Genomic DNA, 23,865 nt, shown 5'->3' with positions numbered 1-23,865 from the left:
CACTCTCGTTCGTCGGGTGTCCAAAAATCCACTCTCGTCCTTTCGGAACGCGTTGCTCGTGGCTAGCGGCAGCTCGGCGCTGGTCCGCGTGGCGGCGTATAATCGGCGGCAGAGGATTCTGACGTTAGGAAACCATGACCGATAGCATGCAGCAGATGGCGCTCGACACGCTCGGCGCCTATTTTGGCTACACCTCGTTTCGCCCGGGGCAGGACCGCATGGTCGATGCGATCCTTGGCGGCCGCGACGCGCTGGGCGTTATGCCCACGGGCGCCGGCAAGTCCATTTGCTACCAGGTGCCCGCGCTCATGCTGCCTGGCATCACCTTTGTGGTGAGCCCGCTGCTGTCGCTTATGGAGGACCAGACCCGCGCGCTGCTCGCGGCGGGTGCACGCCCCAGCTATCTCAACTCCAGCCTTACTCCGGCCCAGCAAAACACCGTGCTCAAGCGGGCGCGCGAGGGTCGCTACCAGCTTATGTACGTGGCGCCCGAGCGCCTGCTCGAGCCGCGCTTTTTAGCCTTTGCGCAGGAGGCCGCGGCGGACGGCGGCATCGGCGTGCCGCTCGTGGCCATTGACGAGGCCCACTGCGTAAGCCAATGGGGCCAGGATTTCCGCCCCGCCTACCTGCAGATTCGCGAGTTCATCGATTCCCTGCCGCAGCGCCCCATCGTGGCGGCCTTTACCGCTACGGCGACCGAGCGCGTGCGTGCTGACATTCAGCAGATGCTCGGCCTGCAAAACCCCGCGTGCGTGGTGACGGGCTTCGATCGCAAGAACCTCTACTTTGGCTGCGAGGAGATGGGCGACAAGGCTAAGGCCGCCTGGGTGCGCGACTATGTGATCGCGCATTCGAGCGAGAGCGGTATCGTGTATTGCTCGACCCGCAAGACCGTCGATGCGCTCGCGAGCGAGCTTGCCGAGGCGCTGGGCCCCAGCGGCATTCGCGTTGGTCGCTACCATGCCGGCATGGGCAACGACGCCCGTCGCCAAAGCCAGCGCGCTTTTATCGACGACGATATTCAGGTGATGGTCGCCACCAACGCCTTTGGCATGGGCATTGACAAGCCCAACGTGCGCTACGTCATCCATAACAACGTGCCCGAGAGCATCGAGGCCTACTATCAGGAGGCAGGTCGCGCCGGCCGCGATGGCGATCCTGCCAGCTGTCACCTGCTGTGGAATGGCAACGATTTTCGCATGCGGCGATTTTTGATCGACCGCGGCGATGCGGCCGACGAGGCGCTCGACGATGAGCAGCGCGCGTGGGCGCTCCAGAATCGATACCGCCTGCTCAGCCAGATGGAAGGCTACTGCAATACCACCGGCTGCCTGCGCGAATACATGCTGCGCTACTTTGGCGACGAGGCCGCGGCCGAGCATGCGGCCGTAGGCGGCGCTGTCACGGACGACGCCGAGGGCTGCGACAACTGCAGCAACTGCCTCACGCAGTTCGAGGTCGAGGACGTCACCGATATGGCCCGCGCCACCGTGCGCTATGTGGCCACGCGGCCCATGCGCTTTGGCAAGTCGCTCATCGCCGATGTGCTTCACGGCGGCAACACCGAGCGCATTCGCCAGATGCATCTGGACGAGGGCCGCGGCTACGGTGAACTGTCGAGCGAATCGGTCGGGCGCATCAAGGACATCATCGGCCAGCTGTGCGGCCGCGGTTATTTGGCAACCTCGCAGGGGCAGTACCCGGTCGTGGGCCTGGGTCCGCGTGCCGGCGAGGTCGAAGAGGAGGCGTTTGCCTTTACCGTTAAGCGTCGCGCGTCCAAGCGCAAGGCCTCGGCCCGCGCCCGCCGTGCGGTGGATCTGCTGCGCGAGGAGGCCGAGCTGGATCAGCGCCCGCGCGTGGGCGACGATGCCGAGCTGTTCGAGCGCCTGCGTGCCCTGCGCAAGGAAATCTCGACCGAGCTCGAGATGGCGCCGTACATGGTCTTTTCCGACAAGGCCCTGCGCGGCCTGTGCCGCCTGCGTCCGCAGACGCGCGACGAGCTTATCCAGGTCAACGGTATTGGCGAGAAAAAGGCAGACGCCTTTGGCGAGCAGTTTATGGCGGCGATTGAAGAGTTTGAGTCCGAGCATGCGCGAGATGGAGCGTAACGATGGCAACTGACGATAAAACCGAGCGTGCCGACGTGTCCGCCGTGCCGCTGTACCAGCAGGTCATGGACGACCTAAAGGGCGAGATCGCGCGCGGCGTGTACGCGCCCGGCTCGCGCATTCCTTCCGAGATGGAGCTTGCGAAGTCCTACGGCGTGGGGCGCATTACCGTGCGCCGCGCCATTGAGGAGCTGTCGCGTGCGGGGTATCTCAACCGCCAACAGGGGAGGGGCACCTTTGTGTGCGCCCCCAAGCTCAAACGCAAGATTCGCCAGAAAGGCGATGTCCAGAGCTTTACCGAGGGCTGCGCCGCCAACGACATGGTGGCCGGAGCACGCTTGGTGTCGCGCACGGTGGTCGCGGCGACGCGCGAGGACGCGGCTTTTTTTGGCGTGGAGCCCGGCTGCGAGCTTATCGTGGTCGAGCGCGTGCGCACGGCAGATGGCGTGCCCGTCATGCTCGAGAACAACGCCTTTGTGCTGGCCGATCATCCCTACCTGCAGACGTTGGCCGATAAGGACCTCGCCGATAACTCGATCTTTGCGTTCGTTGCCGAGCATTCGGGCCGCGCACCGCTCAAGTCCGACCCCTGCACCGTGGAGATTGCGCTTGCCGATGCTCAGGCGGCCCCGCTGCTGGAGGTGCCGGTTGGCGAGCCGCTCTTCTATATGGAGGCGTACTTTACCGATGCGGACGGGCGGCCCCTGCTGCTCGGGCGCCAAAAGATCGTGGGCTCGCGCTACTTGTTTGACATCTAACGCCCATAGACAGAACAACATAGAACAAATTTGCTGAAACGACTTCACCTGTGACAGTTCGCATGTTATAAATAGGACAACATAGAACGATCGCAGGTACGAGCTGTCGTCGTTCAAAGCCGCCACACAAGGAGGAGCGTCACGGTGAACGCACACGATCTGATTCAGGAAATTATCGAGCGCAAAGGTAAGATCGAGAACGTCTTTTGGATCGCCTGTGGCGGTTCGATGATCGACCTGATGCCGGCCAACGAGCTGCTCAAGCGCGAGGCCACCACGTTTGCCTCGACGGTCTACACCGCGCGCGAGTTTTGCCTGATGGCCCCCAAGAGCCTGGGGCCGAAGTCGCTCGTCGTCGCCTGCAGCCACAGCGGCAACACGCAGGAGGTCGTCGACGGTTGCGAGATGGCGCTGGCTGCCGGTGCCGAGGTCGTGGCTATGACCGACTATGCGGGTTCCAAGATCGACAACGGCAAGTGGACCACCTGGGTCTATCCGTGGGGCAAGGGCGAGTCGCAGGCCGAGGTCCCGCAGGGCATCGGCGTTCTGATGGCTGCCGAGCTGCTCGATCAGCAGGAAGGCTACGAGGCGCTCGCCGACATGTATGCCGGCCTTAAGCAGATGGACGCGCTGCTGCCCGCCGCCCGCGAGAAGGTCAACGCGGAGCTGGGCGACCGCTTTGCCGAGCTCTGCCAGCAGCACAAGTTCTTCTACATCCTGGGTTCCGGCCCCAACTTTAGCCAGACCTACGCTATGGCCATCTGCTCGCTCATGGAGATGCAGTGGCAGCACTGCTGCTACATCCACTCCGGCGAGTACTTCCACGGCCCCTTCGAGGCCACCGAGCCCGGCGTGTTCTACTTTGTGCAGCTCGGATCGGGCGAGTGCCGTCCCATGGAGGAGCGCGCGCTCGCATTCCTCAACACGCATACCGATACGGTCATGGTGCTCGATGCGCTCGAGTACGGCGTGGGCGAGGTGCCGGCCAGCGTGCGTTCGTTCCTGGAGCCGATCTTCTTCTACGCGATGAGCTGCGAGCTGCGCGCCGCCCGCGGCAAGGTGTTCGACCACAGCCCCAAGGTTCGTCGCTATATGGGTGTCGAGCAGTACTAGGTACCGGGAAAAGTATTCACCTTCGATTCGCAAGCGAACAGCGTGCGTAAATAGCGGGCCGCACCGGGGATTTCCGGCGCGGCCCGCTCTGCATTGCGTCCATGCGTGGGGGTATCGCGTCAACCGACGACCTACTTGGCGTCGTAGGCCTCGGCATCCCACCAGTCGAGCTGGGCAATGTTGTCACGGATGTGCTGGCAGCTCTTGTGGAAGCCTTCGAGCTCGTGCTCGGAAAGGTCGAGCGTGTAGACCTCCTCGACGCCCTCGGCACCGATCACGCACGGCAGGGAGGTAAAGATGCCTTCCTCGCCATACTGGCCGGTCATAAGCGTAGAGGCCGAAAGCACGGCGTGCTCGTTGTGCAGAACGGCGGCGCAGACGCGCGCGGCGGAGTTGGCGACGGCGTACTCGGTGCACTGCTTGCCGGCGTAGGTCACATAGCCGCCCTTGCGCGCGAGCTCCTCGATCTCCATGTGGTCGAAGGCGTACTTGTCGGGGTTTTCGGCCTGAAGCTCGGTGAGGCTCTTGCCGGCGATGGTTGCGGCCTTAAAGGCGGCAAGCTGGCTAAAGCCGTGCTCGCCGATCATGTAGGCGTCGATGGACTTGGGGCTCACGCCGATCTTCTTGGAGATCTCGGTGCGCAGGCGGGCGGAATCCAGGCCGCAGCCCGAGCCGATGATCTTCTTGGGATCGTAGCCGGTCAGGTGCCACAGCTCGGTGCACACGACGTCGCAGGGGTTGGAGATGCTCACGAAGATGCCGTCAAAGCCGGCGTCGACGATGCGCTTGGCAAAGGTGCGCGCGGCGTCGGTGGTAAAGAACAGCTCGCCGTCGCGGCTGCCAGCGGCCAGCGCGACCTTGCCGGCGGCATTGACGATGACGTCGCAGCAGGCCAGCTCCTCGTAGTGGTCGTAGCAGTTGACGATCTTGGTGTTGTACGGGACAAACGAAAGGGAGTCGCGCAGGTCCTGGACCTCGGACGTCACCTTGGCCTCGTTGATATCGCACAGGTACAGCTCGTCGGCAATGCCCTGCATAAGCAGGCTGTTGGCAACGTGTGCTCCTACGTGGCCCTGGCCGACCACACCGATCTTACGCGTCTGGTACATATACGTATCCTTCCGGCCGAGTTTTTCGCGTCGAACCATTGTAGCGTCCTGTTGCCACTTTGCTAGACTAAAGTGCAGTAGTTTTTTGGGACATGCCTTAATTTCTTCTTTTGCGGCGTTGGAGGGTAGATTTTTGGGACCTACCCGAAAATCTACCGCTGGGCGATGTGCTCGCGCGGATGGGGTCGCTCGTTGTACCATAGCTGCAACTGACTCGTTAGGAGCTTCCATGCCCATTCGCATTCCCGACGCCCTCCCTGCCGCCGCGCAGCTCGAGAGTGAGAACATCTTTGTCATGACCGAGTACCGCGCGCTGCACCAGGACATCCGTCCGCTGCGCGTGCTCATCCTCAACCTCATGCCCACCAAGATCGCCACCGAGACGCAGATCATGCGTAAGCTCTCCAACACGCCGCTGCAGGTGGAGGTGGACCTGCTGCGCACCAAGACGCACGAGGCCACGCACGTGAGCGCCGGCCACCTGGAGACGTTCTACCGCACGTTCGACGACATCCGCGATATCCACTACGACGGCCTGATCATCACGGGCGCGCCGGTGGAGCAGATGCCGTTCGAAGAGGTCGACTACTGGCTCGAGCTCTGCCAGATCATGGATTGGTCTACCACGCACGTGCACTCTACGCTGCACATTTGCTGGGGCGCACAGGCGGGGCTCTACCATCATTACGGTATCCAGAAGCACGATCTGCCGGCAAAGGCGAGTGGCGTCTTTGAGCATTATCTGGTGAAGCCGCAGAGTCCGCTGGTCCGCGGCTTTGACGACCGTTTCTATGCCGTGCATTCGCGCAATACCGATGTGCGCCGCGAGGACGTGGAAGCCGAGCCGCAGCTTGAGGTCGTTGCCGTGTCCGACGAGGTGGGCCTGTACATCGTCAAGTCGACCGACAGTCGCCGCTTCTTTGTATTTGGCCACCCCGAGTACGATACCGACACGCTGCGTCTGGAGTACGAGCGCGACGTGAAGCGCGGGCTTGATCCCGAGGTGCCGGCACATTACTTCCCGGGCGACGACCCCACCGCCGAGCCGCGCAACGTCTGGCGCAGCCAGGCTCAGCTGCTCTACACCAACTGGCTCAACTACTACGTCTACCAGACCACGCCCTACGACCTGGCCCGCGCCGGCGAGGAGCACTAGACTGCGATGGTACTGCTGTAGCCGTGGCTGATGTGGCGGCGATTAGGCGCTGATGATGTTGGGCAGCGGCAGGTCGTGGGCATCGGTGGGGACGTGGTTGATGCGTTGTTCATCAAAGGCGATGCCGATGATTTGGCATGCGGGTGAGAGCATGGGCAGGTAGCGGTCGTAGCAACCGCCGCCGTAGCCCAGACGCGCGCCGGTTTGATCGAAGGCCACGAGCGGCACAACAATCATGTCGAGTGCTTCGGCAGGCACGATGGGGAAGCGGTCGCTGTCGATGTCCGTGGCCGCGAAGGCCCGCGCGGGGTGGGCGATAAACGGAGCCGCGAACGCATCGTCGGCGGCAACTGCTCGCATGCACATGCGCTGGCCACAAGCTGCGGCATTAATTGCCGAGAGCATGCACGGATAGGCCACGCGCCAGCCGCGCGCGGCGACCGCAGCGGCAAACGCGGCAGGGTTGACCTCGGAACCCATCGCGGCATAGATGGCAACGGTGTGCGGCACCGCGGCATCCGAGCGATCCAACAGCTCAACCAGCCGCGTACAGATAACGGCGGACTTTGCCGCACGCACATCCAAATCAAGAGCATCGCGCCGGGAAATCACCGCCCGTCGCAACTCAGCCTTATCCATCCCAGCTCCCTCTCCCAAACCTACCAAAAAGGGACAGGTTTATTTTGGCAGGTTTTATCTGGGCAAACGTCGAAGCCGCCGCAAAGGCGCCCTTTGTGGCGGCTTCGACTCGACGTTGGCTTCACAGCGCCGCAGCGATCGCTTCAGTCACAAACTTATTGAGTGACTCACCCTTCTTTGCCGCCGCCAGCGCTGCTTGCTTGTGGAGCTCAGAGCCCGTTCTTACGTTGAACGAGCCCTTAAAAGCCCGCTCGGGTTCCTTGCCCTTCTCGGCGCAAAACTCAAGGTAATCGTCGACGGCGTCGTGGAAGCATTGCTCCACTTCTTCAGCCGTGGAGCCTTCAAATACGATTGCGTCCCTAATGCCGGCGACCATACCTGTTAGCACATGCTGTTCGGCATCGAACTCGACTGGGGCGAAATAACCCTTGTATGCCAAAACGTTACTCATGACTACCTCCGACATCTTGCAGAAAGCGAACGATGTTTCGAATGGTCCCCGCTGTCAATTCGTCAGATGGATGAGGCGTGTGCATTACGATCATCCTGCCATCTGATGGCCTGTAGAAGCGAACGCGCGATCCGGATGTCTTGCCTTTGCTGTCCATTTCAAAGCCATATGAAGCCATAACTTTAAGAAAGTCAGCGAATCTATACGTTGAAGGACAGCTAAGCAGCTGGGCGATGAGTTTATCGGATCGAGTCATCCCGCCTCACATTCTGCAACTATATTCTAGTTGCAATTTCAGTTTGATGCAAGCACCTCTACTATAGAACATGTGTGCGTATAGAACAAGTGTTCGAATCACAACTGAGGAAGGAGACAGGCACCTTTGTGGTGGTCTGTGCTGTGGAGTGGGCGTCTGCGGCGGTTTGTCTCAATCTGTAACAGTAACTCGGCAAAATTGGACCTAAATGTTACAGATTGAGACAAACCGCCGCGGTGGGCTGCGCCGCCCCGCTCAAACCGCAGAAAAAAGGTAGATTTTCAGACATGCCCCAAAAATCTACCTTTGCCGTGCGTTAGCCCATCAGGTCGACGACGTTAAAGTCGGCGTTGCTCTTGGCGATGACGTCTCGGCCGCCAAAGACGCAGGTCGGCGACTCGGCTGCGATGCGCGTCACATCGGCGCCGAGCGAGCGCAGTTCACCGGGCGTGGCGGCGAGCATCTGGGCGCGGCGCTTCTCGCGCGCGTCGGGATCGAGGCCGGCCAGGTAAGTCGTGTTGCGGCGTTTGGTGAGCGCGTAGGGCTTCACCGGCGCGTCCATGCCGCTCACGCAGCTCACGATAAAGCCCTCAAAGGCGGACTCGTCGGGTTCAAAGCTGCCGAGCCATTCTCCCGCGCGCGCCACGCGCTCAATCGAGGGATCGATTGCCGGGTCGCGGTAGGTGTAGAACGCCGCCTGGCGCTCGCCGGCCGCGCGGAATCCGCAGCCGTACGCGCCGCCCTTTACGCGGATCTCGTTCCACAGGTAATCGTAGGAGAGCGCGTTGGCGGCAACCGCCCAGGCGCCCGTCACGTCGATGCCCAGACGACGCGGGTCGCACGCGCTTGCCGCAAAGCAGATGTCGCTGGGGATGACAAAGGCCTCGTGGCGGTCGCGCGGCACCGGCACCACGAGCGCGTCGCGGCCGGCAGCGCCGCCGCCAGCGTCCGCGCTCAACCCCAGGTCGCCCGCGGCGGCCCAGTACGCGTTAAAGTCCTCGTCGCTGCCGGTAAAGCTCGCCAGGCAGCCATCGGCCACAAAGATGCGGCCCGCCAGCTCGGCAAACTTGGCGCGCAGGCTATCCAAGCGCTCGTCAAAGTGTTCGAGCAGATCACGCAAGAACAGGTAGAAGTCCACGCCCGAGAGCTGTTCGCGCACCACGGCCGAAGGCGAGCTGTAACTCATCGCGCGACCGAGTGCTGCCGAGTGGCCGTTGTTGATAAAGCCCTGCTCAAGCCCAATGCGAATCTGCGTGAGCACGTCGCGCACGCGATCGGCGTCGGCATCGAGCAGCAGCGTGCTCGACCACACCTCGCGCGGCAGGTTTGCCAGCGCATCGATCTTCTCGGACAGGGCGCCGGCGCTTACCAGCAGGTAGGGGCGCACGCCGTCCACGTCGGGCTGCGTCATGACATCGGTCGTAAAGCTCAAAAAGCCCAGCTTGCCGGCGATGAGATTATCGAGCTCCTCGGCCGAGTGCTCGCGCGTGGGCAGCTGCTTAAGCAGGCGGCAGAGCAGTGTCACATAGGGCAGGTCCTCAAACGCGACGCAGCTCAGGTCGAAATACTGCATGGCGTAGGCCAGGCGGTTGGTGGGGATGCCGTGGCGCAGGCAGGGGATGGGCGCGGTCGTGTCTACGACCAGCGGCGGCTCGGGGCGCGCCTCGCCAATGTCGGACACGCGCAGGCGCGGCAGCGTGGCCTTGGCCTCGGGCGTGTCTTCTGCCTCCTGCGCGGCACGCAGCGCGGCCGTGCGCTCGACCACGTCGGCCAGCTCGGCATCGGTCATGGCATCGCGCTTGGCTGCCAGCTCGGCGGCCTCGGCACCCTCTGCGCCCTCGGCGGCGTCCACCGGCACCAGCTCGACGAGCGCCATGTGGTCGTTTTCCAGCACCAGCTCGCGCAGCAGGTCCTCAAAGTAGCTACCGTCCAGCTCGCCGCGCAGCTCCTCGTACACCGGGCCGTACTTGAGCGCCAGCGTCGCGGCGTTGTCATCGTAGAGCCAGGTGCTCAGCGCGTCGCACGCAATGGCCACGCCGTCGGCGATACCGTAGTCGCGCTGGCGCAGGTCGTACTCGTTGCTGCTGATGATGGCTTCCAGGCGCCCGCGCGGAACGCCATGCTCGCACAGGTCGCGGCAAGCGTCTTGGAACACGCGACGCAGCTCGCGCGCCACGCCGGGCTGCGCGTTTTGCAGCATGATGAGCTCGTAGGGCTGCAGGCTCTCGGCCGCGGTGTAGCTCACCACGTTGCCGCCCAGGCCGGCGGCCAGAATGGCCTTCTTAACTGGTGCCTCGTTGGAGCCCAGCAGCGCCTCGAACAGGATGTCCGCCGCGATCGTGCGCTTGCGGTCGAGCGCGCTGCCCAGCACAAGACCCAGGCCCACCAGGGCGTTCTCGGGCGTGGTAGCCATCTCGATGCGCTTGTACTCGCAGGTCACAGGCGCCTGTACGCCCAGCGGATTGGGCGCCAGCGCGGACGGGTCCTCGCCGGCGGCAACGGCTGCGTCCATGCGGCGGCTCGCGGCACTCGGCTGCGACAGATAGCGCTCGTCCAAAAAGGCCAGGGCGCGGTCCACGTCCAGGTCGCCGTAGAGCGTGATGTAGGAGTTGGAAGGATTGTAGTGGCGCGCGTGCGTGTCCAGGAACTGCTCGTAGGTGAGTGCGGGAATCGCGCGCGGGTCGCCGCCACTCTCGTGCGCATAGGCGGTGTCGGGATAGAGCGCGGCGTTGACGGCGTCGTCCAGCACGCTCATGGGGTCGGACAGCGCACCCTTCATCTCGTTGAACACCACGCCGTTATAGCGCAGCGTGCCCTCGCGCAGGCTCGCGGAGCCGCCGTCGCCCTCGTCCTCGACGCTCTCCGGCAGGTCCAACTCGTAGTGCCAGCCCTCCTGCTCAAAAATGGTGGGCTTGGTATAGATGGCTGGGTTGAACACCGCGTCCAGGTACACGTCCATCAGGTTGTACAGGTCCTGCTCGTTGGTGGTGGCGACGGGGTAGATGGTCTTGTCGGGGTAGGTCATGGCGTTGAGGAACGTCTGCATGGAGCTCTTGATCAGGTCGACAAACGGCTCCTTGACGGGAAACTTGGCCGATCCGCACAGCACCGAGTGCTCAAGAATGTGGAACACGCCGGTGGAATCGGCCGGCGGCGTCTTAAAGCCAATGGCAAAGGCCTTGTTTTCGTCGTCGCATGCCAGGTACAGCAGGCGAGCGCCCGAGGCGGTGTGGCGCAGCACGTAAGCGTCCGAGTCGAGCTCGGGCACGGTCTCGCAGCGCTCGACGGCAAAACCGTGGCAGGTGGTACCGGGCACCAGCAGCGCGGCAGCAGCGGCGCGAGGGTCAGTTGAGGTGGTGGGCATATGCAGTCTCCTTTGACGCCCCAGCGGGGGCGAATCGAGTCGAATCCTCGAGAGTATACCCATATGGGGCCCTCGACCAATCTGCCGGATGAGCGTGGATTTTCGGACACACGAGCGTGGAAATTCGGACGCCCGCCAAATGACAGTGGTTTTTCGGACGGAATTAGCCTCAAAACGCCCAAAAACCGTCCAAATATCCACGTTCATTTTCCGACCGTCCAAAAATCCACGCTCACGTATCTCTCGTCTCTCACTCATCTCTAATACGAGAGATAACAGAAAGACGAGAGATAATTATAAGAGATAACTGAACAGAATAGAGAAAAAGCAATCGTGATATTGTTTCAATATCGATTGTTCTACCAGCAAAAACATGTTTAAATGAAGCAACTAGCAGACATCCTATCTCTCATCTCTCACTCATCTTTAATATGAGAGATAACAGAAAGATGAGAGATACTTATGAGAGATAACCGAGAGATGAGAAGTGTCCGTCTGGGGTACACCCGCAGGATCGAGCGAAAGGACATGCAGATGAACGAAAACGAGCTGACCGGTCTGCTCGAGTCTTTAAGGCGCATGGGCTCGGACGATCTTAACGTCGAGGTCAAGGAGAGCGCCACGACGCTTTCCCGCGACGTATGGGAAACGGTTAGTGCATTCGCGAATACCGCTGGCGGAATTATCGTGCTCGGCGTGAGCGAGCGCGCGGGCTTTGTCCCGGTTGAGAACTTTGAGACCGAGAAGGTGCTCAACCAATTCGTAGCGGGCATGGGTGATGCCGGCGGCCGCGGAAAACTGGCCAATCCGCCCAAATACACCATTGAACGCGTGGAGCTTCAGGGCACCGTGGTTCTGGTCATCGCGATTGAGGAGCTCGACCCGTCGAGCAAGCCTTGTTATGTCATAGAGCGGGGCGCTCAAGGCGGCAGCTACAAACGCATCGATGACAAAGATGTCCCGCTTTCGTCGACTGAGGTCCTGTCCTTGTCATCGTATGAACGGACGAGCCCCAGTGATCGCGATGCAGTACCCGGCGCGGTCGCAGGCGATCTTGACGAGGCCCTGGTCGACCGCACGATAGAGCGTGCTTTCTCGCTGACACCCCGTGCAATGCGCGGCGCGCCGGACAAGAAAACGAAGCTGGAGCGCCTGAATTTCCTCGACTCCCAGGGCAATGTTACTAAGGCCGGGCTCCTGGCCGCGGGTGCCTATCCTCAGCAGTTCTATCCCAAGCTCTTTATCGATGTGGCGGTCTATGCCGGAACGCAGAAGGGCGCGGCGGGGTCGTTGAGGTTCATGGACCGTACGATCTGCGAGGGAACGTTGGGCGAAATGATCTCGGATGCCGTCGCGGCTGTCGCCAAAAACCTGCGCCGCACCTCGACCGTCCAAGGCATCTCGCGTATCGACTCGCTGGAGATTCCCGAGGAGGTCCTGCGCGAGGCAGTCGCCAACGCGGTTATCCACAGGGAATACGGGGATCGGTTCTGTGGGCAATCGATCGCCGTCGACGTTTTTGACGACCGTATCGAGGTGACGAATCCCGGCGGCCTTTATGGAGGGAAGACTCGCGAGAACTTGTTTGACGGCAGCTCCCGATGTCGTAATGCAACGCTCGTGAAACTCATGTCGATTGTTCCACTGCCGGATGGCGCAGGCTCGCCGGCTGAGGGAAATGGCTCGGGCATCCCGATGATGATCGATGCCATGCGCGCGCATGGTCTGGCCGATCCCCTGTTCTGCCCGGGGTTCGATCGGTTCAAGGTCGTACTTTACCGTTCAAAGGTTGAGCCGGTCGATCATGGCGGGGACTTGATTATGACGGCACTCAAGCGCTACGGCGAATTGGGGACGCGCGAACTGGCGGAGCGCACGGGACTCACGGTTTCCCAGGTTAGGGCACGCGTCAATGCACTCATTGCGCAGGGTGAGCTTGAGCCGACGGCGCCGTCGACAAGCCGCAACCGCAAATATCGACTGTCAGAGCGCGTGGAATAAATGCGTTAGTGGACGAGGCGACCCATTAATCGACTCTCGATTGGCGCCCACCAGGGTAAAGCAGTTGTTGCCCAGTCGACGGTGATGCTAAAGACTCGGCTTACGCCGGCATGGCCCCGAACCCGCCCATCAAGAACAGCCTAAGAACCAGTTTGATGACATATCCCGGTTTGACTTCTGCCGCGTCAAAGACGTGGCGCTCGGCGAGCTCGCTGCAGTATGCATAGATGTCGCGGATAAGGTCCGCGCCCGAAAGCGTAAACATATAGCCTGCGTCCGAAAGCGCATTGGGTGCGGCGGGCAACTTGGCCATGCGGCAAAAGGTCAACAGGTCGGGTGCCATAACATTCTGGTAGTCGAGGTGGCCGCTGACATCCTGTGCGGCAAGCTCCAATTGGCGCACAAAATCCAGCGCCGCCGCTAACACAAAGCTCGGCGTAGGCGCATTGACGTCCTGAGTGGTCGCCACAATCCTGCCCGCCGCCTGCGTGACAAGCCAAGCGACCTCGCGCTGGCAACGCACGGCCTTGCGCGTCACCGGCTTGATGGGCGAAGAAGAAACGCTCCCCTTAGGCGGATTCGAAGCAGCCATAAGACCCTCCCATGAACAATCCGGCCCAGCAAGCCCGGACGAAACACGTGCTACATCAGTATACAGGGGAGTGGGGTAGTGGGGCGCGGGCGCGCCAGCGGCAAACCGAGAGCATCAACGATGTGCCGATTGCGGAATGAGATCTCGTAATAATTGACTCTCGGCCATATTATTGAAGGGCATGACTCGTGTTCGTATGGTTGTAGGTGCTGGCGATGAACGACTTTGACCTTGCTGTTCCGTTGATGGATGGACCAAGCTATGACCGTGCCTGCAGTCTCGTGCCTTCCGAATACGTTGAGGCATGGGAGTGGTTTCTGGGTGAGGAGCAGCGCGGCGGCGTTTGGACCAGCCTTCCGCACCACACCAAGGAAGATAGCCCTCAATATCAGTATCGTTTGAGAATTGGCTCGGACTTCTTTCCCGTAACGCGGGATTCAGGGATCTTCTGGCCGGGCCAGGATCGGGTGAAGCAAGATCCCGATAAGATCTTTGCGCTCTCGGTTCATAACTCTAAAAAGAGTTTCTATACCGATGTTCCTCCGCTCTATTTGGATGACGGCACGTGGGTCATTAAGTATTCGGTTCAAGCGCCGGGCACCGTTGGTTCTCGAGACCAAGACTATAACCGGAAAATGCTCAACTGCATGGAATGTGGCGTTCCAGTTGGAGTCATATTTGCAACTGAGGTGGGCTATAAGGTGCTTGGCCTTGCGTTTGTTGAACGGTTCGAGCCCGAAAACGGCTGGTTTGTTCTGCATGGTCCCGTTCATAAAGGCGGGCCTGACCCTCGTTTTGCGTCCGACATGAGCTATCTGAAGCACATGCCAGTCGACATTGAGTTTGCCGGACGGGATGCGACCGATGACGAAAAAGTTCGCTATGCGTTAAGGCGCGAGCGACTGGGGCAACAATGGTTCCGCAAGCAGCTCGTTGCCGCCTATGACGGCCGTTGCGCGGTGTCGGACTGCGGCGTCAGCGAAGCTCTGGAGGCTGCACATATCGAGAATTACTCGGGCCCTAAATCGCAAGTTGCCAGCAATGGCATTCTGCTTCGGCGCGACTTACATTCCCTATTTGATGCTCATCTGATTTCGTTTGAGCCTGTTTGCGGTGAATATCGGCTGTGCGGATCGTACCTGCTGGATAAGACCGACTACGCTTCCTTTGCAGGTGCGACGCTAAGGCAGCCGAATGAGCGTCAGTGGCGACCCAATACGGCGTTTCTTGAGGCCCATCGCATTGAGTTCGATCGCTCGGAAAGGAAGCGTGAAAAGGCGGGGATTCTGCCGTATTAGCGTATTTGGCTTTGGTGGTCTTTTAAGATCGTGTTGTTTGATCGGATCGCGTGGCGATGCAATTTCGCGCGCACTTGCTGGTGCATGCTCTTCCTGGTTTCAATTACGGGAAGGGAGCGAGCGTGAGCTGGCGAGGCGATGTCGTGATGGGGAAGTACGGAAAACTGCCGCGTGCCCTTATCGACAACAATATGTTTCCGAGCGTAGAAGTTGATTGCGGGTCGTTTGTCGTCGCCTGTCCTTGTTGCGGCTCGCAAATACCGTGTCTCGACATTCGGTTCATCGATGCGCGCGACAGACTCAGTGACGAAGTGAGAAAACGGACAGGCGTTCATATGCCGGTGTACCCGGAGAAATGCCCTGTTTGTGGCCTCGATATCGTGTACGACGCCGGCGACGAGGGATAGGTGATGCGGAGGAGCTGGCTGTGAAGGCCTCTCCGTCCCTACAAATAAATCCCCTCACCGAGTTGCTTGTGGAACTCGGCGTGATGGTCACGTGCCCAGGTAAAGAGCGCCTGGTCAAAGTCAGTGCGCGTAGCCGGGACGCCAAAGACGCCGGCAACTTCGACGCGCACAAACTCCAGTGCCGGCAGCTTGTTGATGGCAGTGAGGGCAAACGGGGATGAGGGCTCCTCGAACAGATAGCGGCTGCCTTGCAGCGCATCGCAACTGGTGCACGTGTTGCCGAGCGACGGGGCTTTGGAGGCTCGCGCGCCCACGGGCTTGTAGCCGCAGCGCTTATGAAGGTAGTCGCGGATCTCGCCCGGCGCGCAGCCAAGAGCGGGCACGATGGCGAGTGCGTTGGCGTTGGCCGTGTCGATGGCAATGTGCCCGGCTTCGTTGGGTGCGTGCGCGATGGCGATGCTCTCGTCGTTATCGGTTCGATAGGGAATGCCGAAGGCCGCGACCGAGGTCTCTTTGTGACACTTCCAGCACTCGCGCTTGCCCAGTACTAGATATATATACGGCGCCGAGAGGTCGGATCGGTCAACACCGGGCAGCCACTCGGCAAAGGGTTCGGGGTTGACGCCGCTAGGTACATACCAGATCTTCTTGGTTCGGTCCCATTTGGCGCCCAGCGCCTTGGCTTCTTCTTTGTGCGAAAAGGGAACATCGAGCTCGGTGCGCATGGCGGCTCCTTGGTGCTGCAGGTGCAAGTGGCTCAAGGATACCGCAGAGCGCAGACATCGCGGCGTTTTGCTGAGAAGTTGCGGTTCGGATGGGTTCGAGACGCGTTGGTCTCGGCCTCGGTGGCTATTGGGCGGTTGGAGCAGTTTGCGGCGCAGTTTTGTGCCTGGCTATTGTTGATGTTGGGGTATTGTATTTATTTGGCAGCCATTCGTCAGGTGAATTGATGCTACGTTGCGATGATGGTTGGAGCTGCCAGCGGATTTGGCGACATAAAACAAAACAGCCCAGAGACATAGCCTCTGAGCTGTGAACATTTGGTGGGCGTTAGAAGATTTGAACTTCTGACCTCTTCCGTGTCAGGGAAGCGCTCTCCCCCTGAGCTAAACGCCCGATCAAGGGTGCGCAAGTGCGCAAGGGATAATATAACGGAGCCTGAACTCGGTGGCAAGAACATTTTTAAAAATCGCTTGCATTGTGGTCTGGTGAGAAAAAGCCGCTCGCCGCCTGCAGGTGACCGTTTGCGGTCAAATTATCGACAAAGCGTAGACAGGTTTGTGGCAAGGTTTCAGGGAAGTATGTGCTGGCTTCGCCGTCTTGCGCACGATTGCACGAGGCGTGTGCCGTTGTTTGAGTAGTATGGGGGCCGACAATGAACATGCTGGTCGTAGATGATGAGGCTGATATCGCAAATATGCTCGCGGAGTTTTTCTACATGGAGGGCTACGAGGTTTCGGTTGCCCATGATGGGCCGTCGGCCCTGGCGGCGGCTTCTTCTGGCCCCGCCCCCGATATCATGCTGCTCGATGTAAACATGCCGGGGATGGACGGCTTCGAGGTCTGCCGCCGCGTGCGGAAGCATGTGAGCTGCCCGATCATCTTTCTAACGGCGCGCGTTGAGGATATGGACCAGCTTGATGGTTTTGCGGCGGGTGCCGACGACTACGTGCTCAAGCCTTTTTCTCTCGAGGTCCTGGGTCGTCGCGTGGCGGCGCACATGGCGCGCGAGGGAAGGGCTCGCGATCGGCAAAGCGACGGCGCCGTCCGCTTTTTTGGCGAGATGACCATCGATTACGCTCAACGCATCGTTGAGGTTCACGGTGCGGGTGGTAATCGGGATTCGTCCGCCGGGGGCGATTCGAACGCGGTGACCGTCGACTTGACCAAGCTCGAGTTCGACATCATCGCCCTGTTGAGCAAGCGCCCTGGCCAGGTGTTTGACCGCGATGTGATTTACGAGCGCGTGTGGGGATGGGACGCCGCGGGTGACCCGTCGCAGGTGCGCGAGCACATTCGCCGCATTCGCAACAAGTTTACGTCGGCGGGGATCGCGGACGATCCGATCGCAACGGTATGGGGCGTGGGCTACAAGTGGGTGGCAAAGTGACAGGTTTTGGTAAGGGCCCACGCGGGCGCCATGCGCCTCACGAAGACGGCCGAGTTGTCGCTTGCGAGGACGGTTGTCGGGACAATGGCGGTTCTGTCCGCAGGCGCGACCGCCGCGCAGCTCGCCGCGCCGAGCGACGCGCGGCCCGCGAGCTTGAGCGCGAACAGCTGAAACGTCTGCCGCGAAAAGAGCGCCTGCGTACCTGGTGGAGCCTGCGGCCGTTGGGCGTGATCTTCACGGCGTATCTGGTCGCCTATCTTGTTGTGGCCACGGTGCTTGCGCTGAGTGCCATCGAGGTGCTCGCGGCTTGGAATAATGGATATTACGAACTTGAGGTGACGCTCGATAACGGTTTGACCGAGCACGGCGTGATCGATTCGGGCCCATACATCTACGACCCCACCTCTCAGCAGCTGCTTCCCGCATCCGAGCTCAACTTGCCAGGCGATGGGCCGTACGCGGTCTTCATTGCGACGGGCGATTGGGGGACTGGTAGCGATTACGTGCCGGAGGGCGGGCGCACCATCAGCACGCTGTACGCGACCGTCGACATGGTTCGTAGCGGCCAGGTGCACCTCTACGACTGGGGGCTCAATTACAACGAGGGTTATCCGCAGGAGGAGATCCTCGAGGTGAACAGCACGATTCCGGCGGAGAACCTCGCCCGCTATGACGCGTTGAGCCGCGCGGGCCGCGCGCAGAGCGTGGAGCTGTTTGAAAACATGACGGGAGCCGATCTTGAGGAGACGTTTGGCGAAGGGCTCGTCTCGAACACTGCCTATTATGCGGCTTCACCGCCTCCCGATGGTCCGATGCCTTGGGTCCTCACGCTTGCGACGGGGCTTGTGCCCGTTTTGGCGTACGGCGGCCTGGGTTGGCTCACGTTCAAGCACTTCTACCGCGTTCACATCGCCGGGCCCTTGGGGGAGCTGGCGAGCGCCGCGGGGCGCATCGCCGGTCAGGATTTGGATTTCTCGATCGAGCGCGTGCGGGGCAAAGAACTTGGTCGCCTGTCTGAGACGCTGGAGAATATGAGGGCGTCGCTGCTCGATGCCCAGCGCGAGCTGTGGCGCACCGCCGAAGGGCGGCGTCAGCTCAATGCGGCGTTTGCGCACGACCTCCGAACGCCGATCACGGTGCTCAAGGGGACGGTCGAGATGGCGCAGATGCGCCTGCGTCGCGGCGATGAGCTCGATGTTGGTTCGTTGGATGCCCTGTCGGCCCAGGTGGTGCGTTTGGAGCGGTACGCAACGGAGATGGGAGGGCTGAGCAAGCTCGAAGATCGGCCTGTAGACCGCAAGCCGCTGGCGTCGCGGTCTCTTATGGATGAGCTCGAGTCGCATGCGAACGAGGTTGTTGCGGCGCGCGGGGAAGGGCTCGCGTTGAGGGTTGCAATCGACGAGGGTGAAGATGGCGCCCGTCCCGACATGGTCTACATCGACCTACCCCTGGTCGAAGAGGTCCTCGACAACCTTTTGAGCAATGCGTGCGGCCATGCGAAGGGCGTCATCGAGGTTGAGATTTCTGTTCGCGAGGGCAGGTTGGCTCTGAGCGTTGCCGATGATGGTCCGGGCTTTACGCCCGAAGCCCTGCGGCGCGGGTGCGATCCGTTCTTTAGCGAGAACAAATCTGCCGAGCATTTTGGGCTGGGCTTGAATGTGTCGAGCATTTTGTGCGGTTTACACGGGGGAGCGCTTGAGTTAGGGAATGGTTCGACCGGCGGGGCACGTGTGACGGCGACGTTTAGCACGGGCGGCGATGGGGACGAAACGGGGGAGTTGTGACGAGGGCGCGCGCTGCGCGGGCGTCGCCGGGCTCATCGAGCCGTCGGCGAACCAGTTACCTGCTATTACCTTAAGAATGACTTACCTTAACGTAAGGCTTACTGAATTGTCATTGCTGGTAGACAAAACATAGACACCAAGTTGCGAAACTGTCCTTGTCAGGTACACAAGGAGGTAACGCGATGATGAGGATGCAGCCCGAAGCCGAAGGGTATTCCGATCAGGTTTCTTGCGGGGGCGCCGCTCGCCGTCTTGACGTAAGCGCTTTGAGCGAGCTTCGCAATCGAGTCGCGGGCGCTCATGACGCGCTGGACGACGCCTCTTCTGCCGGCGCGCGGACCGCAAACGCCCCCTCATTCGCGACCGCTGCGGCAATGTCGGCCGAGGCCGTCGCAGAGGACGATGGCCTCGATGCCCGCCGTCGAATCCTGCGCCGTCGCGTGCTTTTGGCGCTTGCGGCCTCGGCCGCGATCCTCGCGACTGCATGCTGGGAATATCTTCCGGGGATCTTGGCATGGCTTGCAGACCCTCAGGCGGTTCGGTCGTTCGTCACCGACCACAGCGTGATAAGTCGTCTCGTCATGCTTGGAATCAACGTCACTCAGATCTTCTTGGCCTTTTTGCCCGGCGAGCCTGTGGAGCTGGCGAGTGGTTACGCGTTTGGCTTCTGGGAGGGGACGGCGCTGTGTCTCGTCGCCTCGGGGCTGGCGACGTCGGCGATTTATTGGGCGACGCGTCGATGGGGCTGGAGCCTGGTTGGCCTCTTCTTCGACCGCAGCCTTCTCGACCGGTTTTCGTGGCTCAATAATGCGAAGCGACTCGAGCTGGTCATGCTGGTGATTTTCTTGATCCCGGGAACCCCGAAGGACTTCTTGACGTATTTCGCCGGCCTCACCAAGATGCGCTTCGCCCCCGTGGTGCTCATCGCAACGTTTGGGCGCATTCCCTCCATTGTGACTTCGACGGCCGCGGCATCCGCTGCGGGCAGCGGAAACTGGCTGGTGGTTGGTGTCGTCGTTGCCGTGTCACTGCTGTGCGTGGCGTTGGGCGGCTTGCTGTATCGTCGCCTGCGTGCCAAGGCGAGCTGAGGCGGCCGGCGAGGATGTACGGCGGCTGATGGGCCTTTTGCGGCTACATCGGACCGCCGGTCGCCACAGCAATCCAAAACCTCCCCAACATGTGCATTCTGAAATCGAAATCTTGCGGAAACGCGAGCAAAATGCACTGCTGGGGGAGGTTTCGAGGGTTTACGCGCTTGCGACTCCGCTATACGCTCCGATTGATGAAGAAATCGGCCATGGAGCAGAGCAGGTCAGCGGCGTTGTGCGAAATGACGCCGTTCTCGGCGAGCGCACGGCTGGTGTCTTGCGCCTCTTGCGCGAGCTTGAGTGCGAGATCACGACACGCGTCGATGCCCCCGCCGATCTCGATGAGCTCGACGGCGCGCGCGAGGTCCGTGGGATCGTTCGTTTTTGCTTCGAGCAGCCCCCAAGGGCCGCGGCCTCAGGTTCGACCGGCTGGCCCCGGCGGACCTGTCGTTGGCGATGTCGCACGTGAACTCCGAGCTGCGCGGCGCGCTCGGCTTCGCGACGCCCGCCCGCGCCTTCCGGGCGATGCTCGGCGCCGACGCGGAGGCGCTGCTGGATGCGTACGGCGTGGAGGACGTGCCCATCGGCGAGCTCGACCTGACGCCGGGGCTCATCGCGCGGGCGCGCGCGGAAAGGGGCGATGCCCCGCTGTCCTAGCCTAAGGGAAAACGGAATAGACGGAACCGACCGTCCGGCTGAGTCTGGGAAGAGGCGCCGGGCGGCGGGCGGAGCATGGCCACCGGACCCATCGAAACACATCTCCACCGTTCCTTCAACTGGGAAAACGGCGCCCCCGGGCCCCGGGAGGGGCCGCGGGGGCGTTCGGCTAGGTGCGGGAACGGCCTATCTGCTCAATGTGTTCGGCTGAGATCGGAAATCAACCCTTGCATTGTGGAATTCGGGGGCTTTGTCATATCCATTTCAAAAGAGCCTGCTGCCGCGATTTGACTGTCGCATAATGCAAGGCCATTGCGGTACCGAGCTATGGAAAGACGCCTGCGGAATTGTCCTACCGATAAGCGGACAAGCCTCCGGCTGGTGCCTTCGCCGTGGTAAGGTAAGCCGAATTGTTTCCAGGCTGTTTCGGGGGAGTGGAATGAGCAAAGAGTGCGTCGAGCAGGTCGAAGGCGCAGGAGCTTCGGTGCCGATGACCGATATATCGAACATTGATGTGCCCGAGGGCACCGACGAGCTCAGCCGCAGCACCCGCCGTGCATGGCGCGACCGCCTGAACAGCGCTTCGACGCGCAAGTTGATCATGGGCGTCTTGGCTACGCTGGTGGGCGGTTCGTTTTGGGGCTTCTCGGGCACCAGCGCGAGTTTTCTGTTCGATACCTATCACGTCGACACCTTGTGGCTTATGAGCGTGCGCCAGATTCTCGCCGGTCTACTCTTTATGGCCGTGGTTGTTACGCGCGACCGCGAGCGCCTGATTAAGCTCTGGACCACAGCCGCCGATCGCAGGCAGCTGCTGCTCTTTACCGCCTTTGGCCTGCTGTTCAATCAGTTTTGCTATCTTTCGGCCGTGCGTCTGACGAACGCCGGAACCGCGACGGTGCTCCAGTGCCTGCAGCTCGTTATCATCATGGGCTACACCTGCGTGACCGATCGCCGCATGCCGCGTACTCGCGAAGTCATCGGCATCGGTCTGGCTCTGGGTGGCACCTTTTTAATCGCCACCGGTGGCGACCCCACCAGCCTGAATATCTCGCCGCTCGGCCTGATCGCGGGTCTCATGTGTGCGGTCAGCGCTACATGCATGGCGGTGATTCCCGCCAAGATCCTGCCCGAATACGGCAGCCCTACCGTCACGGGCTCGGCAATGCTCACGGCGGGCGTGGTCTCGTGTTTCTTCGTGCAGCCTTGGGCGCATATGCCGGCGCTCGACGCTGCCGGCGTCGAGGCGCTCGCGGTGTTCGTGGTTATCGGCTCGTTTTTTGCTTACATGCTCTATATGCAGGGCGTTAAGGACATCGGCTCGGTACGTGCGAGCCTCATCGGAACTGTGGAGCCGGTTTCGGCGACCATCACCAGCGCCGTTATGCTGGGCACGGTGTTTTTGCCGACCGACCTTATCGGCTTTGCCATGATCATCGTGATGATGTTCCTCACGGTGTAGCCCCTGCGGTTGCTTTAAAGGATAATAGGCTGGCGGCGCGTTGCTTTGGCGGCGCGCCTTTGTCTATAGGGAGGATCTCTTATGAAGTACTTTGGCACCGACGGCTTTCGCGGCGAGGCCAACGTTGGGCTGACGGTAGAGCACGCTTATAAGATCGGCCGCTTTGTGGGCTGGTATTACGGCGCCAACCGCGGGGCCAAGGCGCGCGTGATCGTGGGCAAGGATACGCGTCGCTCGAGCTATATGTTCGAGGCGGCGCTGGTGAGCGGCCTGGTCGCGAGCGGCGCGGACGCCTACATGCTGCACGTGATCCCCACTCCGGGCGTGGCGCATCAGGCCGTGGAGGGCTGCTTCGATTGCGGCATCATGATCAGTGCGAGCCACAACCCGTTTTGCGATAACGGCATTAAGCTCGTCAACAGCGACGGCTTTAAGATGGACGAGGACGTACTGGAGCTCATCGAGGATTACATCGATGACAAGAGCGAGGTGCCGCTGGCCACGGGCAACCACATCGGTGCCACGGTCGACTACATGCAGGGTCGCAACCGCTATATTGCCTCGCTCATTGCAAGCGCGAACTTTTCGCTGCAGGGCGTCAAGATCGGTCTCGACTGTGCCAACGGCTCGGCTTCCTCGGTCGCCAAGCCGGTGTTCGACGCGCTGGGTGCCGACGTGCGCGTGATCAATGCTGCGCCCGATGGCTTTAACATCAACGTCGACTGTGGCTCCACGCATATGGAGCGCCTGCAGCGCCACGTGGTGGAGCAGGGCCTGGACGTGGGCTTTGCCTACGACGGTGATGCCGACCGCTGCCTGGCCGTGGACGAGCGCGGTCGCGTGGTCGACGGCGACCAGATCCTGTACGTGTGCGGTGTGTACCTGAACAAGCACGGGCGCCTCTCGGGCGGTACCGTGGTGCCGACGATCGCCAGCAACTTTGGCCTGATTAAATCGCTGGAACTTGCCGGCCTGAGCGCCGTGACTAGCGGCGTGGGCGACCGTCACGTGTATGCCAAGATGCGCGAGGGCGGCTACAGCTTGGGCGGCGAGCAGACGGGTCATACGATCTTTGGCGATATCGAGCGCACGGGCGACGGCATTATGACCTCGCTGCGCGTGATGGAAGTGATTCGTGCCGAGCGCGAGACGCTCTCGCAGCTCACGGCTCCGTGCAAGCTGCTGCCGCAGGCGCAGGTCGCCGTGCGCGTGACCGACAAGGACGCCGCACTGGACAACATGGGCGTGCAGGCCGCCATCGCCGAGGCCGAGGCCGCACTGGCGGGCGAGGGCCGCGTGCTGGTGCGCAAGAGCGGAACCGAATCGGTGATTCGCGTGCTGGCTGAGGCTCCGGACCAACCGGCCGCCGACGCCGCCATGAAGCGCATCGCCGCCGCACTCGAAGCCCTTTAGTTACGCGCTTTTACCAAACCGCGTAACCGATCGACGCTGCAAACGGCTCCAAGCGGCAATCTGACGTTCAATTTCATTTTCCGGCACTTGGGGACGTTC

Annotated in this window: 19 protein-coding genes and 1 tRNA gene; 12 read left to right on the top strand and 8 right to left on the bottom strand. The window is 61.3% G+C overall.

Going from position 1 to position 23,865, the window contains the following annotated elements:
• The first annotated feature begins 134 nt into the window (after nucleotides 1-134).
• From DW029_RS04205 to DW029_RS04195, 3 genes are all read left to right on the top strand, one after another.
• The gene (locus DW029_RS04205) at nucleotides 135-2,108 is read left to right on the top strand and encodes an ATP-dependent DNA helicase RecQ (protein WP_117735443.1); all 1,974 of its coding nucleotides are present in this window, start codon (nucleotides 135-137) and stop codon (nucleotides 2,106-2,108) included.
• A gap of 2 nt (nucleotides 2,109-2,110) precedes the next feature.
• On the top strand, nucleotides 2,111-2,866 hold the full coding sequence (locus DW029_RS04200; RefSeq protein ID WP_117735444.1) for a GntR family transcriptional regulator: 756 nt from the start codon (nucleotides 2,111-2,113) through the stop codon (nucleotides 2,864-2,866).
• A 144-nt stretch (nucleotides 2,867-3,010) separates the two neighbouring features.
• Entirely contained in the window at nucleotides 3,011-3,979 is a 969-nt protein-coding gene (locus DW029_RS04195) for an SIS domain-containing protein (RefSeq protein ID WP_118345368.1), read from the top strand.
• Between the two features lie 131 nt (nucleotides 3,980-4,110).
• On the opposite strand, the gene DW029_RS04190 is transcribed toward DW029_RS04195, so the two are convergent.
• On the bottom strand, nucleotides 4,111-5,088 hold the full coding sequence (locus tag DW029_RS04190) for an L-lactate dehydrogenase (RefSeq protein WP_118345367.1): 978 nt from the start codon (nucleotides 5,086-5,088) through the stop codon (nucleotides 4,111-4,113).
• 229 nt (nucleotides 5,089-5,317) lie between these two features.
• Here DW029_RS04190 and metA point away from each other — a divergent pair, with 229 nt between their 5' ends.
• The gene (gene metA, locus DW029_RS04185; protein WP_118345366.1) at nucleotides 5,318-6,244 is read left to right on the top strand and encodes a homoserine O-succinyltransferase; all 927 of its coding nucleotides are present in this window, start codon (nucleotides 5,318-5,320) and stop codon (nucleotides 6,242-6,244) included.
• Between the two features lie 42 nt (nucleotides 6,245-6,286).
• Here metA and DW029_RS04180 read toward each other — a convergent pair whose 3' ends face one another.
• The 4 genes from DW029_RS04180 to DW029_RS04165 form a co-directional block, all read right to left on the bottom strand.
• On the bottom strand, nucleotides 6,287-6,883 hold the full coding sequence (locus DW029_RS04180; protein WP_118345365.1) for a 5-formyltetrahydrofolate cyclo-ligase: 597 nt from the start codon (nucleotides 6,881-6,883) through the stop codon (nucleotides 6,287-6,289).
• A 121-nt stretch (nucleotides 6,884-7,004) separates the two neighbouring features.
• Nucleotides 7,005-7,334, bottom strand: a complete 330-nt coding sequence (locus DW029_RS04175) for a type II toxin-antitoxin system HicB family antitoxin (RefSeq protein WP_022094981.1) — start codon at nucleotides 7,332-7,334, stop codon at nucleotides 7,005-7,007.
• Nucleotides 7,327-7,590 (bottom strand): type II toxin-antitoxin system HicA family toxin, encoded by a 264-nt coding sequence (locus DW029_RS11850; protein ID WP_118345364.1) that lies wholly within the window; start codon nucleotides 7,588-7,590, stop codon nucleotides 7,327-7,329. The genes DW029_RS04175 and DW029_RS11850 overlap by 8 nt, the downstream gene beginning before the upstream one ends.
• Before the next feature lie 316 nt (nucleotides 7,591-7,906).
• A complete protein-coding gene (locus DW029_RS04165; RefSeq protein ID WP_118345363.1) occupies nucleotides 7,907-10,954 on the bottom strand; it encodes an insulinase family protein in 3,048 nt (1,015 codons plus the stop codon).
• Nucleotides 10,955-11,488: 534 nt separating this feature from the next.
• Between DW029_RS04165 and DW029_RS04160 the strand changes: the two genes are divergently transcribed.
• Nucleotides 11,489-12,955: an ATP-binding protein gene (locus tag DW029_RS04160; protein ID WP_118345362.1), complete on the top strand. Its 1,467-nt coding sequence runs from the start codon at nucleotides 11,489-11,491 to the stop codon at nucleotides 12,953-12,955.
• Between the two features lie 100 nt (nucleotides 12,956-13,055).
• Here DW029_RS04160 and DW029_RS04155 read toward each other — a convergent pair whose 3' ends face one another.
• Complete coding sequence (locus DW029_RS04155; RefSeq protein WP_118345361.1) at nucleotides 13,056-13,547, bottom strand: hypothetical protein; 492 nt, start codon at nucleotides 13,545-13,547, stop codon at nucleotides 13,056-13,058.
• A 215-nt stretch (nucleotides 13,548-13,762) separates the two neighbouring features.
• On the opposite strand from DW029_RS04155, the gene DW029_RS04150 reads away from it, so the two are divergent.
• Nucleotides 13,763-14,845: an HNH endonuclease gene (locus DW029_RS04150; RefSeq protein ID WP_118345360.1), complete on the top strand. Its 1,083-nt coding sequence runs from the start codon at nucleotides 13,763-13,765 to the stop codon at nucleotides 14,843-14,845.
• Nucleotides 14,846-15,290: 445 nt separating this feature from the next.
• On the opposite strand, the gene DW029_RS04140 is transcribed toward DW029_RS04150, so the two are convergent.
• Nucleotides 15,291-15,977 carry a DUF5710 domain-containing protein gene (locus DW029_RS04140; RefSeq protein WP_118093930.1) on the bottom strand — a complete coding sequence of 229 codons (687 nt, stop codon included), beginning with the start codon at nucleotides 15,975-15,977 and terminating at the stop codon, nucleotides 15,291-15,293.
• A gap of 316 nt (nucleotides 15,978-16,293) precedes the next feature.
• Nucleotides 16,294-16,368 (bottom strand) — tRNA-Val (locus DW029_RS04130).
• A gap of 259 nt (nucleotides 16,369-16,627) precedes the next feature.
• Here DW029_RS04130 and DW029_RS04125 point away from each other — a divergent pair.
• From DW029_RS04125 to glmM, 6 genes are all read left to right on the top strand, one after another.
• Nucleotides 16,628-17,362 carry a response regulator transcription factor gene (locus DW029_RS04125; protein WP_118345358.1) on the top strand — a complete coding sequence of 245 codons (735 nt, stop codon included), beginning with the start codon at nucleotides 16,628-16,630 and terminating at the stop codon, nucleotides 17,360-17,362.
• A complete protein-coding gene (locus tag DW029_RS04120) occupies nucleotides 17,359-19,146 on the top strand; it encodes a HAMP domain-containing sensor histidine kinase (protein ID WP_233543795.1) in 1,788 nt (595 codons plus the stop codon). Before DW029_RS04125 ends, DW029_RS04120 begins: the two co-directional genes overlap by 4 nt.
• A gap of 182 nt (nucleotides 19,147-19,328) precedes the next feature.
• A complete protein-coding gene (locus DW029_RS04115; RefSeq protein WP_233543794.1) occupies nucleotides 19,329-20,234 on the top strand; it encodes a TVP38/TMEM64 family protein in 906 nt (301 codons plus the stop codon).
• Nucleotides 20,235-20,618: 384 nt separating this feature from the next.
• A complete protein-coding gene (locus DW029_RS04110) occupies nucleotides 20,619-20,891 on the top strand; it encodes a hypothetical protein (protein ID WP_199582531.1) in 273 nt (90 codons plus the stop codon).
• A 439-nt stretch (nucleotides 20,892-21,330) separates the two neighbouring features.
• Complete coding sequence (locus tag DW029_RS04105) at nucleotides 21,331-22,353, top strand: DMT family transporter (RefSeq protein ID WP_199582528.1); 1,023 nt, start codon at nucleotides 21,331-21,333, stop codon at nucleotides 22,351-22,353.
• An 81-nt stretch (nucleotides 22,354-22,434) separates the two neighbouring features.
• Complete coding sequence (gene glmM, locus DW029_RS04100; RefSeq protein WP_118345357.1) at nucleotides 22,435-23,766, top strand: phosphoglucosamine mutase; 1,332 nt, start codon at nucleotides 22,435-22,437, stop codon at nucleotides 23,764-23,766.
• The last annotated feature ends 99 nt before the right edge of the window (nucleotides 23,767-23,865 follow it).

This window comes from Collinsella sp. AF38-3AC (assembly GCF_003474365.1).
In the GTDB taxonomy this organism is placed as follows: domain Bacteria; phylum Actinomycetota; class Coriobacteriia; order Coriobacteriales; family Coriobacteriaceae; genus Collinsella.
This window is presented reverse-complemented; position numbering and strand designations above follow the sequence as displayed.